Annotated in this window: 14 protein-coding genes; 10 read left to right on the top strand and 4 right to left on the bottom strand. The window is 75.8% G+C overall.

Translation table 11 applies throughout. The features are described from left to right. Positions 1 to 74 precede the first annotated feature (74 nt). The gene (gene groL / locus Sfr03f_RS01480; protein ID WP_108951807.1) at positions 75 to 1,697 is read left to right on the top strand and encodes a chaperonin GroEL; all 1,623 of its coding nucleotides are present in this window, start codon (positions 75 to 77) and stop codon (positions 1,695 to 1,697) included. A gap of 305 nt (positions 1,698 to 2,002) precedes the next feature. Then, positions 2,003 to 3,139 (top strand): NADH:flavin oxidoreductase, encoded by a 1,137-nt coding sequence (locus Sfr03f_RS01475; protein WP_108951806.1) that lies wholly within the window; start codon positions 2,003 to 2,005, stop codon positions 3,137 to 3,139. Between the two features lie 185 nt (positions 3,140 to 3,324). On the opposite strand, the gene Sfr03f_RS01470 is transcribed toward Sfr03f_RS01475, so the two are convergent. Continuing rightward, the gene (locus Sfr03f_RS01470; RefSeq protein WP_108951805.1) at positions 3,325 to 3,888 is read right to left on the bottom strand and encodes a hypothetical protein; all 564 of its coding nucleotides are present in this window, start codon (positions 3,886 to 3,888) and stop codon (positions 3,325 to 3,327) included. Between the two features lie 274 nt (positions 3,889 to 4,162). Here Sfr03f_RS01470 and Sfr03f_RS01465 point away from each other — a divergent pair, with 274 nt between their 5' ends. Then, complete coding sequence (locus tag Sfr03f_RS01465) at positions 4,163 to 4,828, top strand: HD domain-containing protein (protein WP_108951804.1); 666 nt, start codon at positions 4,163 to 4,165, stop codon at positions 4,826 to 4,828. A gap of 20 nt (positions 4,829 to 4,848) precedes the next feature. Beyond that, on the top strand, positions 4,849 to 5,961 hold the full coding sequence (locus Sfr03f_RS01460; RefSeq protein ID WP_108951803.1) for a GNAT family N-acetyltransferase: 1,113 nt from the start codon (positions 4,849 to 4,851) through the stop codon (positions 5,959 to 5,961). 80 nt (positions 5,962 to 6,041) lie between these two features. Here Sfr03f_RS01460 and Sfr03f_RS01455 read toward each other — a convergent pair whose 3' ends face one another. Together Sfr03f_RS01455 and Sfr03f_RS01450 are read right to left on the bottom strand one after the other, a co-directional pair. Next, entirely contained in the window at positions 6,042 to 6,311 is a 270-nt protein-coding gene (locus Sfr03f_RS01455; RefSeq protein ID WP_108951802.1) for a DUF4031 domain-containing protein, read from the bottom strand. A gap of 4 nt (positions 6,312 to 6,315) precedes the next feature. Beyond that, a complete protein-coding gene (locus Sfr03f_RS01450; protein WP_108951801.1) occupies positions 6,316 to 6,693 on the bottom strand; it encodes a DUF8819 family protein in 378 nt (125 codons plus the stop codon). Between the two features lie 68 nt (positions 6,694 to 6,761). Between Sfr03f_RS01450 and Sfr03f_RS01445 the strand changes: the two genes are divergently transcribed. The 6 genes from Sfr03f_RS01445 (at position 6,762) to Sfr03f_RS01420 (ending at position 13,924) form a co-directional block, all read left to right on the top strand. Beyond that, positions 6,762 to 7,736: a MurR/RpiR family transcriptional regulator gene (locus tag Sfr03f_RS01445; protein WP_108951800.1), complete on the top strand. Its 975-nt coding sequence runs from the start codon at positions 6,762 to 6,764 to the stop codon at positions 7,734 to 7,736. A 192-nt stretch (positions 7,737 to 7,928) separates the two neighbouring features. Continuing rightward, entirely contained in the window at positions 7,929 to 8,852 is a 924-nt protein-coding gene (gene murQ / locus Sfr03f_RS01440) for an N-acetylmuramic acid 6-phosphate etherase (protein WP_108951947.1), read from the top strand. Between the two features lie 210 nt (positions 8,853 to 9,062). Further along, on the top strand, positions 9,063 to 9,266 hold the full coding sequence (locus tag Sfr03f_RS01435; RefSeq protein WP_108951799.1) for a hypothetical protein: 204 nt from the start codon (positions 9,063 to 9,065) through the stop codon (positions 9,264 to 9,266). A gap of 92 nt (positions 9,267 to 9,358) precedes the next feature. After that, entirely contained in the window at positions 9,359 to 12,454 is a 3,096-nt protein-coding gene (locus Sfr03f_RS01430; protein ID WP_108951798.1) for a helix-turn-helix transcriptional regulator, read from the top strand. A 9-nt stretch (positions 12,455 to 12,463) separates the two neighbouring features. Beyond that, positions 12,464 to 13,141, top strand: coding sequence for a maleylpyruvate isomerase family mycothiol-dependent enzyme (locus tag Sfr03f_RS01425; protein ID WP_108951797.1), 678 nt, complete (start codon positions 12,464 to 12,466; stop codon positions 13,139 to 13,141). Between the two features lie 63 nt (positions 13,142 to 13,204). Further along, positions 13,205 to 13,924 carry a copper homeostasis protein CutC gene (locus tag Sfr03f_RS01420; RefSeq protein WP_245967332.1) on the top strand — a complete coding sequence of 240 codons (720 nt, stop codon included), beginning with the start codon at positions 13,205 to 13,207 and terminating at the stop codon, positions 13,922 to 13,924. A 177-nt stretch (positions 13,925 to 14,101) separates the two neighbouring features. Here the strand turns inward: Sfr03f_RS01420 and Sfr03f_RS01415 are convergent, their stop codons facing one another. Then, positions 14,102 to 16,252, bottom strand: a complete 2,151-nt coding sequence (locus Sfr03f_RS01415; protein WP_108951795.1) for a HelD family protein — start codon at positions 16,250 to 16,252, stop codon at positions 14,102 to 14,104. Between the last annotated feature and the right edge of the window lie 101 nt (positions 16,253 to 16,353).

Below are 16,353 nucleotides of genomic sequence, written 5' to 3'. Positions count from 1 at the left end.
GCACGCAGGCCGTCCGTCGCGGGCGCGGGCGCGGTCCGAAGGAATCACCCCCAGTCCTGGGAGGACCACTTCACATGGCCAAGATCATCGCGTTCGACGAGGAGGCACGGCGCGGCCTCGAGCGCGGCATGAACCAGCTCGCGGACGCCGTCAAGGTGACGCTCGGCCCCAAGGGCCGCAACGTCGTCCTCGAGAAGAAGTGGGGCGCCCCCACGATCACCAACGATGGTGTCTCCATCGCCAAGGAGATCGAGCTCGAGGACCCGTACGAGAAGATCGGCGCCGAGCTGGTCAAGGAAGTCGCCAAGAAGACGGACGACGTCGCCGGCGACGGTACGACCACCGCGACCGTGCTCGCCCAGGCGCTGGTCCGCGAGGGCCTGCGCAACGTGGCGGCCGGTGCCAACCCGATGGCCCTCAAGCGCGGCATCGAGAAGGCCGTCGAGGCCGTCTCCGGCGCCCTGCTCGAGCAGGCCAAGGAGATCGAGACCAAGGAGCAGATCGCCTCCACCGCCTCCATCTCCGCCGCCGACGTCCAGATCGGCGAGCTCATCGCCGAGGCGATGGACAAGGTCGGCAAGGAAGGCGTCATCACGGTCGAGGAGTCCCAGACCTTCGGTCTGGAGCTCGAGCTCACCGAGGGCATGCGCTTCGACAAGGGCTACATCTCGGCGTACTTCGCGACCGACATGGAGCGCATGGAGGCGTCGCTCGAGGACCCGTACATCCTCATCGCCAACTCCAAGATCGGCTCCGTCAAGGACCTGCTCCCGCTCCTCGAGAAGGTCATGCAGTCGGGCAAGCCGCTGCTGATCATCGCCGAGGACGTCGAGGGCGAGGCCCTGTCGACCCTGGTCGTCAACAAGATCCGCGGCACCTTCAAGTCCGTCGCGGTCAAGGCCCCCGGCTTCGGTGACCGCCGCAAGGCCATGCTCACCGACATCGCCATCCTCACGGGCGGCGAGGTCATCTCCGAGGAGGTCGGCCTCAAGCTGGAGAACGCGTCCCTGGACCTCCTGGGCCGCGCCCGCAAGGTCGTCATCACCAAGGACGAGACCACCATCGTCGACGGCGCCGGTTCCGCCGACCAGGTCCAGGGTCGGGTCAACCAGATCCGCGCCGAGATCGAGAACAGCGACTCGGACTACGACCGCGAGAAGCTGCAGGAGCGCCTGGCGAAGCTCGCCGGCGGTGTCGCGGTCATCAAGGCCGGCGCCGCCACCGAGGTGGAGCTCAAGGAGCGCAAGCACCGCATCGAGGACGCCGTCCGCAACGCGAAGGCCGCCGTCGAGGAGGGCATCGTCGCCGGTGGTGGCGTGGCCCTGCTGCAGGCCTCCCAGGTCTTCGAGAAGCTGGAGCTCGAGGGTGACGAGGCGACCGGCGCCCAGGCCGTGAAGCTCGCGCTCGAGGCCCCGCTGAAGCAGATCGCCGTCAACGCCGGCCTCGAGGGCGGCGTCGTGGTGGAGAAGGTCCGCAACCTCACCCCGGGTCACGGCCTCAACGCCGCGACCGGCGAGTACGTCGACCTGATCGCCGAGGGCATCATCGACCCGGCGAAGGTGACCCGTTCCGCGCTGCAGAACGCCGCCTCCATCGCGGCGCTGTTCCTCACCACCGAGGCCGTCATCGCCGACAAGCCGGAGAAGGCCGCCGCGGCCGCCCCGGGCGGCATGCCGGGCGGTGACATGGACTTCTGAGTCTGACGGCTCGGAGGACCACGGTCCGCCTCGCGCGAGACACGCGAGACACAGGAGGGCGGCACCCCGCTGGGGTGCCGCCCTTCGGCGTTCCGCGCAAGGGCGGCGCCTCGCCGCCGTCGCCCCGGGCGTGGGCGCGGGCGCGGGTGGGGGCGGTGTGCCGATCGTCACCGGCGACGGGGAATGCCCCGGCATACCGACTGGTTCGCACAAGTACGCGGACGCGCGCGCCGCCGGACGGCGCACGCGCCCGCGCAGTGTGACCGAAGACCGACCCCTGACTGTCCCTCCCTTAGGAGCCCCACGTGACCGTCGCCACCGGTGCCGAGATCGCCGACCGCGCCTCCCGGGTCCTGGCCCGCCCGCTCACCATCAACGGCATGACGCTGCGCAACCGCCTGGTGATGCCTCCCATGACCCGCAAGTTCTCCCCGGACGGCGTGCCGGGCGAGGACGTCGTCGCCTACTACCGGCGGCGCGCCGCGGCCGAGGTCGGGCTGATCGTGACCGAGGGCACGTACATCGACCGTCCCGCCGCCGGTGACAGCCGCCGGGTGCCGCGCTTCCACGGCGAGGACGCGCTGGCCGGCTGGCGCAAGGTGGTCGAGGCGGTGCACGCCGAGGGCGGGAAGATCGTCCCGCAGCTGTGGCACGTCGGCATGACCCGCCCGGAGGGCCGCGGCCCGTCCCCCGACGCCCCGTCCGAGGGCCCCTCGGGTCTGCTGCTGAACGGTGAGGCGGCCCCGAACGGCCGCGCGATGACCCAGGAGGACATCGACGCCACCGTCGCCGCCTTCGCCCGGGCCGCCGCCGACGCCGAGCGCGTCGGCTTCGACGGCATCGAGCTGCACGGCGCCCACGGCTACCTGATCGACCAGTTCCTGTGGGAGCGCACCAACCGCCGCACCGACAAGTACGGCGGCGACGCGGTGGCCCGCACCCGCTTCGCGGTGGAGATCGTCGAGGCGGTCCGTGCCGCGGTCTCGCCCGACTTCCCGGTCATCTTCCGCTTCTCCCAGTGGAAGTCCGAGGCGTACGACGCGAAGCTGGCGACCACCCCGGAGGAGCTGGAGGCCGTGCTGCGGCCGATCTCCGAGGCCGGCGTCGACGCCTTCCACGCCTCCACCCGCCGCTACTGGCTGCCCGAGTTCGAGGGCTCCGACCTCAACCTGGCCGCCTGGACGAAGAAGCTGCTCGGCAAGCCCGTGATCACCGTCGGCTCGGTGGGCCTGGACGGCAACTTCACCGACGCCTTCGCCGGCAAGGGCGCCCCGGTGCGCGCCGTCGACGACCTGCTGGACAGCGTGGAGCGTGAGGAGGTCGACCTGGTGGCGGTCGGCCGTGCGCTGCTGCAGGACCCCGAGTGGGGCGCCAAGCTGCTCGGCGGGCGCACGGACGAGATGACGCCGTACGACGCCGCCTCGCTGATGAACCTGCACTGATCCCCCTCCGCCGGGACCGCGAACGGTCCCGGCGGACCCCGCCGGGACGCGATCGGGCCCGGGACGCGCACCGCCGCCGCGTCCCGGGCCCGTTCGCGTGCCCATGGAGCCGGCCGCGCACGGCGACCACGGGGCACCCGGGGCCCGTGGGGCGCTACCGCGGGGCCCGTGGGGCGCGCCCTCGGTCAGCCCATCGGTTCGACGGGGACGACCCGGGGCTCGCCCCAGACGCGCAGCACCTCGTAGTCGGTGAACTCGTGCACCAGCCGGTACGCCATGGCCGGGCGCGGGGAGCGGCGCTCGGCGGCCAGGAACAGCTCGGCCTCCCGCCGGTCCCGGCGCGGCGCGCCGCACAGCTCCCAGCCGCGGCCGTTCCACGCCTCCGGCAGCCAGCGCTGCTGCGGCTGCGGGCGGTCGCCGTGCATCCCGTACCGCGACGGCACCGGGTCCACCGGGCGGTCCGGGACGGGACCGCCGCTGAGCCGGGCACGGCGGGCGGAGCGGCGGCGGGTCTCGCAGAGCAGGCACAGGTCCTGGGCGCTCGCGTCCACCGGGCCGTTGGGGTGCTCCGGGCAGCGGGTGGCCGGGGCAGCCGTGGTGACGGTGTCCTCCAGCAGCTCCATCGCGCGCCGCAGGTCGCCCTTCAGCTCGTGCAGCCGTGAGTCGGGGGTGTCGGAACCCAGGGCCTCCCCGTGCTCGCCGAGCACGCGCAGGGCGCGGCCCAGGGCGTTGAGCTGTGCGTGGTTCACGGCGGTGCGGTCCTTTCCGGGACGGGACGTGTCGCGACGTGAGGCGACGGGACGCGTCGGTACGGGCGGCGCGGCGGTGAGCCGGTGCCGGGTGCCGGGCGCCCCCGCGGGACGTCGCGGCGGGTCTGGGTGCGGCGGAGTGCTGCGGGGTGTGCGGAGTGCTCGAGCGTGCTGGGGACTGCTTGGGCGTGCTTGAGCGTGCGGCTTCAAGCGTCGCACACGCCGGGCCGGCCCCGGAGCGCGTGCGGCGGGCGCAGCGGCGCACAATGCGGGCATGACCGCATCACAGGCCGACCTCGCCGACCTCGACGCACTGCGCGCCCGCTGGGCGCGGACCCTGACCGCCGCCCGCGGCGGGGCCGCGGAGCCGGATCCGGCGCCGTACGCGGAGCGGCTGCTGGCCCGCTGGGCGGAGCCGCAGCGGCACTACCACACGCTCGCCCACCTGACCGCGGTGCTGGACCGGGTGGACGAACTGGAGCGGTACGCGGCCGACGTGGAGGTGGTGCGCCTGGCGGCCTGGTTCCACGACGCCGTGTACCGGCCGGACCGTTCCGAGAACGAGGAGCGGTCCGCCCGCCTCGCCGACACCGCGCTCCGCCAGGCGGGCGTCGACGCGGCGAGGACCGCCGAGGTGGTGCGCCTGGTCCGGCTCACCGTCACCCACGACCCGGCCGACGACGACCGGGACGGCCAGGTCCTGTGCGACGCCGACCTGGCGGTCCTCGCCTCCCCGCCCGAGGCGTACGCCGCCTACACGGCGGCGGTCCGGCAGGAGTACCACTTCGTGCCCCCCGAGCTGTTCCGCGAGGGCCGTGCCGCGGTGCTGCGCCAGCTCCTGGAGCTGCCCCGGCTCTACCGCACCCCGTACGGCGCGGAGCACTGGGAGGCGACCGCCCGCTACAACCTGCGGGCCGAAATGGACCTGCTCACCGGCTGATCGCGGCCTAGGCTCCGGACATGACAAATCTGGGAGCCCTCGGGGGCGACGCGGCGGCGCGAGCGGTGACGGACACGGTGGCGGAGGCGGTGGAGGCGCTGCGGCCGGCCACGGGACGCGACTGGTCCGGCGTCCGCGCGGGACGGGTCGAGTGGGACTGCCTGCGCACCGCCGAGCACGTGGTCAGCGACCTCTTCGCCTACGCCACGCAGCTGGTGACGCGCGCGCCGGCCGCCTACCGGCCGGTCGAGTACGTCCTGGACCCGCCGCACGACGGCGCCGCCTCGCCCGAGGACGCGCTGGAGGCGATCGAGGCGGGCGGCCTGATGCTCGCCCTCGCCTGCCGCACCGCGCCCCGGGCCGCACGCGGCTTCCACCCGTACCCGTTCCGCAGCGCCGGGCGGGAGGGCTTCGCCGCGATGGGCATGGCGGAGGTCCTGCTCCACACCCACGACATGGCGCAGGGGCTGGGCGTCGGTTTCCGGCCGTCGGCCGAGCTGTGCGGTTACGTGCTCGCGCGGCTCTTCCCCCACGTGCGGCAGGGCGAGGACCCGTGGCGGACGCTGCTGTGGGCCACCGGGCGGGGGCCGCTGCCCGGCGAGGAACCGGTGGACGAGTGGCGCTGGTACAACAACCCGCTCGTCGAGGCGGAGCGGCTGACGCTGGAGGCGCTGACCGTGCCGGCCGCGGCGGACCTCTCGCTCGGCGGCGACGGCGGCTTCGCCTGGGTCTCCGGCGGACCGTTCGAGGGCACCCGGGAGGGCGCCGGCCTCATCACCGCGGCGTACGGGAAGGGCGCCTTCCGGCCCGAGTGGTCCTCCTACGTCCTGGTGCGCCGCGAGGACGACCGCGCGGTCGGCTCCATGGGCTTCCACGGGCCGCCGGACGAGCACGGCCAGGTGGAGATCGGCTACGACCTCGCCGTGGCCGCCCGCGGCAAGGGCTACGCCACGGAGGCCCTGCGGGCGCTGAGCACCTGGGCCCTGGCCCGCGACGGCGTGGAGGTGGTGACGGCCCGGGTGGACCCCGCCAACACGGCCTCCCGGCACGTCCTGGAGCGCGGCGGCTTCCGCCGCGCCGGCCACGTCGACGAGGCCGGCGGCGTCCTGGTCTTCGAGCGCCGCGAGGACTGACGGCAGCCGAACCCGGGCGGTCGCGGACGCCGCACCCGGTCCTCGCGGGGGAACGACCGCCCGCCGGATGCTCGGTGCGGTCAGCGGCGGCCCGGGGTCTTGCGGCGGCGCAGGCCGGCGGTGTGCAGGCGGCGGACGAGCTCGCGGCTGCGGACCGGGACGGCGCCGGCCGCGATCGCGTCGGCGTACCGGTCGGCGGGGATGTCGTAGTGGTCGCCGTCGAAGGCGCGGCCGGGCGCGCCCAGCCGGGCCGCGAAGGCGTGCAGCTCGTCGAAGGACACGTCGCTGATCAGGTGGGACCACAGACGGCCGTGTCCGGGCCAGGCGGGCGGGTCGATGTAGAGGGCCACGGGATCAGGAGGCGCCCGGCAGGGCGGAAGCCAGCCCGCCGACCGCCGCCACCCGTACGCCCGCCTGGTGGCACACCCAGTGCGGGTCCGCCCCCAGCTCCGGCTCGACCTCCAGCGCGTGCGGCTCGCCGTGCGCGCACACCGGGCACAGCGGCCACCGCCCGTACTTGTCGAGCAGCGCGTCCTGGACGTCCTGCGCGACCAGCCCGGGCAGGAAGTCCGCGCCCTCCGGCCACTGCTCGACCCACCAGCGCCGCTGCACCACCGAGTCCTCGACCAGGGAAACCACGTCGGCGTGGGCGACGTCTCCAGCTACCAGATCGGCGAGGACGAGGGCGCGTGCCGCGTGCACGGCCTGTTCGAGGGGGCTGATGGCGCTCATGCCCCCATTGTCACGCGCCCTTGACCGCGGCCAGGCGGTGAAAATATCTTTCAAGTACACCTCGTGAGATGAAGGAAATTTTCGTGAGCGCAGCGAGCCAGCAGTCCGCCGCCCGCCAGGCCGCGACCCGCGCCCCGGCTCGTGCCGTCGCGCCCGCCCGGCCCGCGCCCGCCCCGCCCGCGCCCGCCGCGCTGGCGGCCAAGGTGCGGACGCTGGCGCCGTCGATGACGCGGTCCATGCAGCGGGTCGCCGAGGCCGTCGCCGGCGACCCGGCGGGCTGCGCGGCGCTCACCGTCACCGGGCTGGCGCAGCTCACCGGCACCAGCGAGGCCACCGTGGTGCGCACGGCGCGGCTGCTGGGCTACCCCGGCTACCGGGACCTGCGGCTGGCGCTGGCCGGCCTCGCGGCCCAGCAGGAGTCGGGCCGGGCACCCTCGGTGACCGCCGACATATCCGTCGACGACCCGATCGCCGAGGTCGTCGCCAAGCTCGCCCACGACGAGCGGCAGACCCTGGCCGACACCGCCGCCTCCCTGGACACCGCGCAGCTCGGCGCGGCCGTCGCGGCGATGGCGGCCGGCCGGCGGATCGACGTGTACGGGGTCGCCGCCTCCGGTCTGGTCGCGCAGGACCTGGCGCAGAAGCTGCTGCGGATAGGGATGGTCGCGCACGCGCACAGCGACCCGCACCTCGCCGTCACCAACGCCGTGCAGCTGCGCCCCGGGGACGTGGCGGTGGCGATCACCCACTCCGGCTCCACCGGGGACGTGATCGAGCCGCTGCGGGTGGCCTTCGAGCACGGTGCGACGACCGTGGCCGTCACCGGCCGGCCGGGCTCGCCGGTCACCCAGTACGCGGACCACGTGCTGACCACCTCGACTGCCCGCGAGAGCGAACTGCGGCCCGCCGCGATGTCCTCGCGCACCGGTCAGCTGCTGGTCGTCGACTGCCTGTTCGTGGGCGTCGCCCAGCGCACCTACGACCGGGCCGCGCCCGCCCTGTCCGCCTCCTACGAGGCGCTCGCGCACCGCCACCGGCGCTGAGAGGCGCCCGACGCCGACGCCGCCCCGCCCGCCACCGACGCCGATCCGCCGTTCCGACCCACCTGCCGCGTCCGCCGACCCGCCTGCCGCGTCCGCCGGCCCGCCCCCCGCTCCGCCGGCTCCGCCCGCCGATCCAGCCTCGCCGACCCCGCCCGCCGATCCCGCCCCACGACCCCGGGAGTGCCCGCCGACATGTCCGGTGCCGACCTGAGAGTCCAGCTCGAGAGCCTCGCCACCGAGGCCGCCCGCCCCGACCTCGCCGAGCTCGACCGGCTGCCCACGGAGCGGATCGCGGAACTGATGAACGAGGGGGACGCCGCCGTGCCCGCCGCGGTCCGCGGACAGGTGCCGCGGATCGCCGCCGCCGTGGACGCGATCGCCGCGCGGATGGCGCGGGGCGGCCGCCTGATCTACGCGGGCGCCGGGACGGCCGGCCGGCTGGGCGTGCTGGACGCCTCCGAGTGCCCGCCCACCTTCGGCACCGCCCCCGGGCAGGTCGCCGGACTGATCGCGGGCGGCCCCGAGGCGCTGGTCACCTCGCTCGAGGGCGCCGAGGACGACGCCGACGCCGCGCGGGCCGACCTCGACGCGCTCGGCCTGACCTCCGGCGACTGCGTGGTCGGCGTCTCGGCCTCGGGACGGACGCCCTACGCCGTGGCCGCGGTGGAGCACGCCCGCGCCGCGGGGGCGCTCACCGTGGGCGTGGCCTGCAACCCGGGCAGCCCGCTGGCCGCGGCGGCGGAGCATCCCGTCGAGGTGGTCGTGGGCCCCGAGATCGTCGCGGGCTCCACGCGGCTGAAGGCCGGCACCGCGCAGAAGCTGGTCCTCAACATGCTCTCCACCATCACCATGGTCCGCCTCGGCAAGACCTACGGAAACCTGATGGTCGACGTCCGGGCCACCAACGAGAAGCTGCGGGCGCGCGCCCACCGGATCGTCGCCCTGGCCACGGGCGCGCCGGACGAGGAGGTGGCCGCGGCGCTGCGGGCCACCGGCGGCGAGGTCAAGCCCGCGGTGCTGGTGGTGGCCGCCGGGGTGGACGCGGAGACGGCGGCGCGGCTGCTCGAGAAGTCCGGCGGCCACCTCAGGGCCGCCCTCGGCGGGGCGGGGGACTGACGTCCCGCCCGCCGGTCGAGCCCCGGCGGTGTGTGGCGCGTGAGGCGTCCTAGGCCGCCTCGCGGTGGGTCCTAGGCCGCGGGCAGTGGCGCGGCCGCCGGTCTAGGACGCGTGCCGGGCCGAAGATGGGGCAGTCTCCCGATGCCCCGAACCCCCCTTGGAAGCGAAGGTTGAGGTGCTTCGCAATCGAGGAACGCAAGGGGGAAGGTCATGTTCGAGTACAGGTATCAGGAGATTCGGGCGGCTGAGCTCAGGGAGCGGGCGGCGCGCGAACGGCTGGCCCGGGCCGTGGTGCGGGCCAGCCGGGAGGCCCGGCGAGAGGCCGCGGCGCGTGAGGCGGCCCGGCGGGAGGCGGAGGCGGCGGCCGCCGTGCGCCGGGCGGCCCGGCGGGGGCCCAACGGCCTCGCCGCGTGAACGGGGCGGTCGTGCCGCGAGGACGCGGCGGCTTCGGCGCCCTCGCTCCCGCACCGCGGAAAGTCCCCGCCCCCGCCCCGCGGGCCTGTGCGATGCTCCCCCACGTGGAGACCAGGAACGTGAGTCCGGTGTTCGTCGGCCGGACCGAGGAACTGCGGGTCCTCACCGAGGCGCTCGCACGGGCCGACGCCGCCGAGCCGCAGGCGCTGCTGCTCGGAGGCGAGGCCGGGGTGGGCAAGACCCGTCTGGTCGAGGAGTTCACCGCCGCGGCTCGCGGGGGCGGCGCGGTCGTCGCCGTCGGCGGCTGCGTGGAGATCGGCGCGGACGGACTCCCGTTCGCCCCCGTCTCCACCGCCCTGCGCGTGCTGCGCCGGGAACTGCCCGCGGAGCTGGCCGCGGCGGTCGCGGGCCAGGAGGACGAACTGGCCCGGCTGCTGCCGGAGATCGGCGGCGAGATCCCGCGCGGCCGCCACGACGACGAGGGCCTGGCCCGCCTGTTCGAGCTCACCGCCCGGCTGCTGGAGGAGCTGTCCGCCGCCCGCACGGTGGTCCTCGTCATCGAGGACGTGCACTGGGCGGACGCCTCCACCCGCCATCTCCTCGCCTACCTGCTGCGCACCCTGCGCACCGGCCGCCTGCTGGTCCTCGCCACCTACCGCAGCGACGACGTCCACCGCCGGCACCCGCTGCGGCCGCTGCTCGCCGAACTGGACCGGCTGCGCACCGTCCGCCGGATCGAACTGGGCCGCTTCACCCGCGAGGAGGTCGCCTGCCAGCTCACCGGGATCCACGGCGCGCCGCCCGGCGCCGACCGCGTCGACGAGATCCACCGGCGCTCCGACGGCAACGCCTTCTTCGTCGAGGAACTCTCCTGCTCCGACCGCGCCGACAGCCTGCACGACCTGCTGCTGGTCCGCGTCGAGCGGCTGCCCGAGGAGGCCCAGCGGGTGGTGCGGATCGCCGCCGAGGCCGGGTCCACGGTGGAGCACCGGCTGCTCGCCGCCGTCGCGGGCCTGCCCGACGACCGGCTGGACGACGCGCTGCGGGCCGCCGTCGGCGCCAACCTGCTGCTCGCCGAGGCCGAACAGGACGGCTACCGCTTCCGCCACTCCCTGGTCCGCGAGGCCGTCGCGGACGACCTGCTGCCCGGGGAGCGCGCCCGGATCAACCGGCGCCTGGCCGAGTGCCTGGAGGCCGACCCCACCCTCGTCGCCCCGGACCGCCGCGCCACCCGGCTGGCGGGCTACTGGTACTGCGCCCACGACGCCGCCAAGGCGCTGCCCGCCGTGCTGGCCGCCGCCGGGGAGGCGAGCTGCCGCCGCGCCTACGCGGAGCAACTGCGCCTGCTGGAGCGGGCGCTGGAGCTGTGGGACATCGCGCCCCAGGAGATCAGGCCGGCGCTGCGCCTCCCCGACCACGAGGAGATGTCGCTGTACGGACCCGACGAGCCGGCCCGGGCCCTGGACCACGTCGACCTGCTCTCCCAGGCCGCCGTCGCCGGGCGCCTGTGCGGGGAGCGGGACCGCGCGCTGAAGCTGGCCCGGCGCGCCCTGGAGCTGATCGACGAGCGGAAGGACCCGCTGCGCGCCGCCTGGTTCTGGGACCAGACCTCGCTGCTCGTGGAGAAGCTGGGCCGCGGGGACGGCCGGGCGGAACTGGAACGGGCGAGGGAGCTGACCCGCGGGCTGCCGCCGTCCCGGGTGCACGCCTGGGTGCTGGCCCACTCGGCGGCGTGGGAGATGGTGCGCCACCGCGGGCCGGACGCGCTCGCCGCCGCCGAGCACGCCGTCACGTACGCCCGGATGGTCGGCGTCCTGCCCATCGAGCTGAACGCCCGGACCACCCTGGGCTGTCTGCGCGTCCACGCGGGCGACGTGGCGGGCGGATTGCGGGAGCTGTACGCGGTGAAGGACGAGGCGATCGCCGCGGGGCTCATCCACCAGGCCGGCCGGGTCTACGTGAACCTGCCCGCGGAACTGGAGTCGATGGGCCGCTCCCGGGAGGCCGCGGCGATGCTGGAGGAGGCGGTGGCCTTCACCGAGCGGAACGGGCTGGTGGTCTCCCGGGCCTGGGTGCACGCCAACCTCACCGAGGCGCGGTTCTCGCTGGGCGACTGGGACGGTGCGCTGAGCGCCGCGGAGCGGACCCGGCGGATCGGTCACTCGGCCGCGTCGCAGGGCACGGCCCGCCTGGTCACCGCGCTGGTGGCGCTCCACCGGGGGGAGACGGACGAGGCGGAGGGACTGCTCCGGGAGGCGCGGGAGCTGTACGGCGCCGACGACCCGCTGCCGCAGGAGTCCATCCCGCTGGCCTGCGCCAAGGTCCTGCTCGCGTCGGCCCGCGGCCGGACCGGCGAGGCCCGCGCGGCGCTGCTGACCGCGCTGGAGGCCGGGCTGCCCCCGGCGGCCGCCCCGCACACCTGGCCGTTGCTGCTCGCCGGAGTGCAGGCGGCGATCGCCAGGACGGCGGCGACGAGCGCGGCGGCGACGAGCGCGGCGGAGACGAGCGCGGCGGAGACGGTGGCGACACGGACGGCGGCGACGGAGACGATGGCGACGGCGACGGCGGTGGACGCGCGGCTGCTGGAGCGGCTGCGCGCGGCCGCCCGGGGCCAGGCCACGCCCGCGCCGGTGTGGCGGGCGCACGAACTGTGGTTCCGGGCGGAGCTGCGGCGGGCGACGGCCGCGGGCGGGCCCGGTGGCGGCGCGGACGGACCGGGGGAGCCGGAGGCGGCGGTGGACGAGTGGTCCGCCGTGGTCACCGCCTTCGAGGCCCTGGAGCGGCCGTTCGACCTGGCCCGGGTCCGCCTCCGGCTCGCCGAGGCGCTCCTCACGCGCGGCGCGGACGGCGACGCGCAGCGGGCGGCCGGCCTGCTGGACCTGGTCGGCGCGGTCGCCCGTGGGCTGCGGGCCCGCCCGCTGGCCGCCGCGGCCGAGGCCCTGCGCCCCGCGCGCCCGGGCCGGGAGCCCGGCGACCCCTACGGGCTGACGGCGCGCGAACGGGAGGTCCTGCCCCTCGTCGCCGCGGGGATGAGCAACCGCCGGATCGCCGAGCGGCTGTTCATCTCCCCCAAGACGGCGAGCGTGCACGTCTCCAACATCCTGGCCAAGCTGGGCGTCGCCACCCGGGGCGAGGCCGCCGCGCTGGCGCACCGCGGAGGACTGGTGGCGGGCGGGGACCACCCCTAGCGTGACGGCATGACGACTCCTGCCGACGTACGACGAATCGACCGCGACCCCGAGCTGCCGGGACGGCTGCTGACCGTCGAACGGGACGTGTTCGTCCCGCTGTTGCGGTCCCGCCCGGACGCCGACTTCGACGCCCCGGTGCCCGCCTGCCCCGGGTGGACGGTGCGGGACGCGCTGTCCCACTGCGGGGCGGTGCTCACCCGTCTGGTGGAGGACCGGTGGGAGCGGGGGACCGGCAGTCCCGAGGCCAACGCCCGGGACATCGCGGAGCGGGCCGGCTGGCCGGTGGCGCGGGTCGTGGACGAGCTGGAGCGGGGGATGGCCGAGGCCGGCGCCGCGATCGCCCGGAACGAGCGCGGGTCACGGGACGGCGTGGCGTTCGGCGAGTGGGTGCACGCCGGGGACGTGCGGGAGGCGTGGGGACTGCCCGGCGCCTACGCGGGCGACGGGCAGGCGGACGCGCTGCGGCTGCTGGCCTGGGTGACCGCCCACTACGGCCTGGCCCCCGTGCACGCCGACCTCGACGGCTACGACGAGCCGGTGCGGCTGGGCGACCCCGCGCGGACCCCGGGGCGCTACATCGGTGACGCGGCGACGCTGATCCGGCTGTGCACGGGGCGGTCGGCGGCGGGCGCGTCCTACGAGCTGGCCGGGGTGGGTGAGGCCGAGCTGAACATCTTCGGCTGACCCGGCGGGGCGTGGCGCGTACCCTGGGGGTCCAATTGGACTAGACCTGTGTGGTGGTGGCCCGTGAGTCTCGTGAGTGCGGAGCGTCCGGTGCTGGAGGTGATCGCGCTCGACGCCGAGGACGCGGTCGCGGCGCGGGAGGGCGGGGCGGACCGCCTGGAGCTGGTGTGCGACATGGCGGCCGACGGGCTGTCCCCGTCGGCCGCCGTCTTCGCGGCGGTGCGCGAGGCGGTGGACCTGCCGGTGCGCGTGATGCTGCGCCTGTCCGACGGGTTCTCCGCCGGGGGCGACGCGGGGGTGGGCGCGCTGGTCCGCCGCGCGGAGGAGTTGCGGGAGGCGGGCGCGACGGAGTTCGTGCTCGGCTTCCTCGACGGGTCCGGGCTGCTCGACCTCGCCGCGACGGAGCGGGTGGTGACGGCGCTGGACGGCTGCGCGTGGACGTTCCACCGGGCGCTGGACCACGCGGCGGACCGGGCCGCGGTCCGCAAGGCCCTGGCCGGGCTGCCGGGCCTCGACCTGTGCCTGACCGCCGGCGCGGCCGGCGGGGTGGGGGCCGGCCTGCCCGTGCTGCTCGCCGAGGCGGCCGCCGCGACCCCCGGTGACCCGGGGCTGATGGTCGGCGGAGGGCTGCGGCTGGAGCACCTGCCGCCGCTGCTGGCGGGCGGCGTCGGCGCGTTCCACGTCGGCGGCGCGGTCCGCGGCGCCGGCGGCTGGGCGGGCAGCGTGTCACCGGCGGCGGTCCGTGCCTGGCGCACCGCGGTGGACCTCGTCCCCGCCGCCTAGACACCGACCCGCGCGGCCGTCCAGCCGCGTGGCCGCGGAGCCGCGTGGCCGCCGCCCCGCGTGGCCGCCGACCCGCGTGGCCGCCCCGCCGCGTGGCCGCCGAGCCCCGTGGCCGTCCAGCCGAGTGGCCACACGACCCGCGCGGCCGTCCAGCCGCCGGGTCGCGTGGGCGCGTCGTCAGGTGAGCTGGGCGGGCAGGGCCGTCGTGTGGGTGACGACGAGGCCCGAGACGGCTCGGGTGAGGGTGACGTAGAGGCGTCGCAGGCCGGTGCGTTCGTCGGGTTCGCCGTCGACCACCGCCTGCGGCTCGTCGAGCACCACGTAGTCGTACTCCAGGCCCTTGGCCAGCGACGCCGGCACCAGGGTGAGCCGGGTGCCGGCGGTGGTCTCCTCGCCCGGCGCGAGGTACCCGACGCCCGCCCCGGCCAGCGCCTCGGCCAGCACCGGCACCCGCGCGTCCGCGGCGATCAGGCCCACCGACCCCTCGTGGCGCAGCAGTTCCTCGCAGGCCGCGACGACGGCCCCGGTGTCCTCGACCCGCCGGATGTCGAAGAACCCGGGGTTCTCACGGACCGAGGCGACCGGCGTGAGCCCCGGCGCGATGTGCGGCAGCAGCCGCGAGGCGTACGTGATCACGTCCGTCGGCACGCGGAAACCGGCGGTGAGCTCCTCCACCTGCCCGTCCGGCTTGCCGAGGTGCCGCAGCGCCTCGTCCCAGCTGCGCGTGGCCCACGGTGTGGTGCCCTGCGCGAGGTCGCCCAGCACCGTCGCCGAGCCGGTGGTGCAGCGGCGGCCCACCGCGCGGTACTGCATCGGGGAGAGGTCCTGCGCCTCGTCCAGCACCACGTGCCCCAGCGACGGCGTCCGCTGCACCAGGTCGGCCGCCTCGTCGATCAGCACCGCGTCGGCCGCCGACCACTTCGCGGACCGCACCGACCGCGCGGGCTTCGTCCACAGCAGCTGTTTCTGCTCGTCCGCGGTGAGCACGCCGTCCGCCTGTTCGGCGAGGAACTCCGGGTCGGAGAGCAGCCGCAGCACCAGCTTCGCCGGGTCGACCGGCGGCCACACCGTCTTGACGGCCGCCTTCACCGCCGCGTTGCGGGCCACCGCGTCCTGCACCCGGTCGTCCGGCGCCTCCCCGGACTGCTCCATCCGCACCAGCACCGCGTGCGCGATCCGCTGCGGCAGCGCCTCCCGGGCCGCGCCGTAGCGGATGTCCCGGCCGAGCAGCTCGGTGACGATCTCCTCGAGTTCGTACGCCGGGATCCGCCACCGCCGTGAGCCGCGGACCACCACGACCGGCTCGGTGGGCATCGTGACGTGCGAGCGCACGGCCCGCCGCACCACCTCGGCCATCCGCGCGTCGCCCTTGAGCAGCGCGGTGGCCGGCTCGTCCGCGCCGCGCACCTCGACACCGGAGACCCGGGCGACCAGGTCGTCCACAGTGGCCTGCTGGACCTCCAGCTCGCCCAGCGCCGGCAGCACCTGCTCGATGTAGTGCAGGAAGGAGCGGTTGGGCCCGATCACCAGGGTCCCGGTACGGGCCAGCCGCTCCCGGTAGGCGTACAGCAGGAACGCCACGCGGTGCAGGCCGACCGCGGTCTTGCCGGTGCCGGGGCCTCCCTGCACGCAGACCGTGCCGCCCAGCCCGGCACGGACGATCTCGTCCTGCTCCGGCTGGATGGTCGCCACGATGTCGCGCATCGGGCCGACGCGCGGCTTCTCGATCTCCTGCTGGAGCAGCCGGCTGGTGGTCTCCGCCTCCGCCGGGTCGGTCAGGCGCTCGTCCTCGTACGCGGTGAGTTCGCCGCCCGTGTAGCCGAAGCGGCGGCGCAGCCCGATGTCCATGGGGTCCTTGCGGGACGCCCGGTAGAACGCCTGGGAGACCGGCGCGCGCCAGTCGATGACCATCGGGTCGCCGTCGGCGTCGTGCACGTGCCGCCGCCCGATGTAGAACTGTTCCCCGCCGGCGCCCTCCGCCCGGTCGGCGCCCGGCGCGTGCAGGAAGTCGAGGCGGCCGAAGAACAGCGGGGTGTCGCTGAGGTCGGCGAGGGACCGGATGCGTTCGTCGATCTGCCGGGTCAGGATCTGCGCGTTCACCCAGTTGGCGGTGACGTCGCTGATGTCGAGGGCCTCCACGTCCTCCCGCATGGCCCGCAGCGCGGCCCGCGAGGCCGCCAGGTGGGCGCGCTCCCGGGCCAGCGGATCACCGTCGAACGGATCACCGCCGAACGGCTCTCCGGCGAGCGGCTCCCCGACGTGAGGGTGCCCGGCGTTCGGGTCCCCGGCGGGGGCGTCGGACGGGCTGGACGAGGTCGGGCTGGACACGGCATGCCTCCGGACGTACGTACCTGATGGTGTGCGGTGACGGGCCGCCGGGCGCGAGGCGCGGGGGCGGCGGGGCCGGCCGGTTTCCGTCCGGTCGGCGG

The organism is Streptomyces fragilis (assembly GCF_003112515.1).
Lineage (GTDB): Bacteria > Actinomycetota > Actinomycetes > Streptomycetales > Streptomycetaceae > Streptomyces > Streptomyces fragilis.
This window is presented reverse-complemented; position numbering and strand designations above follow the sequence as displayed.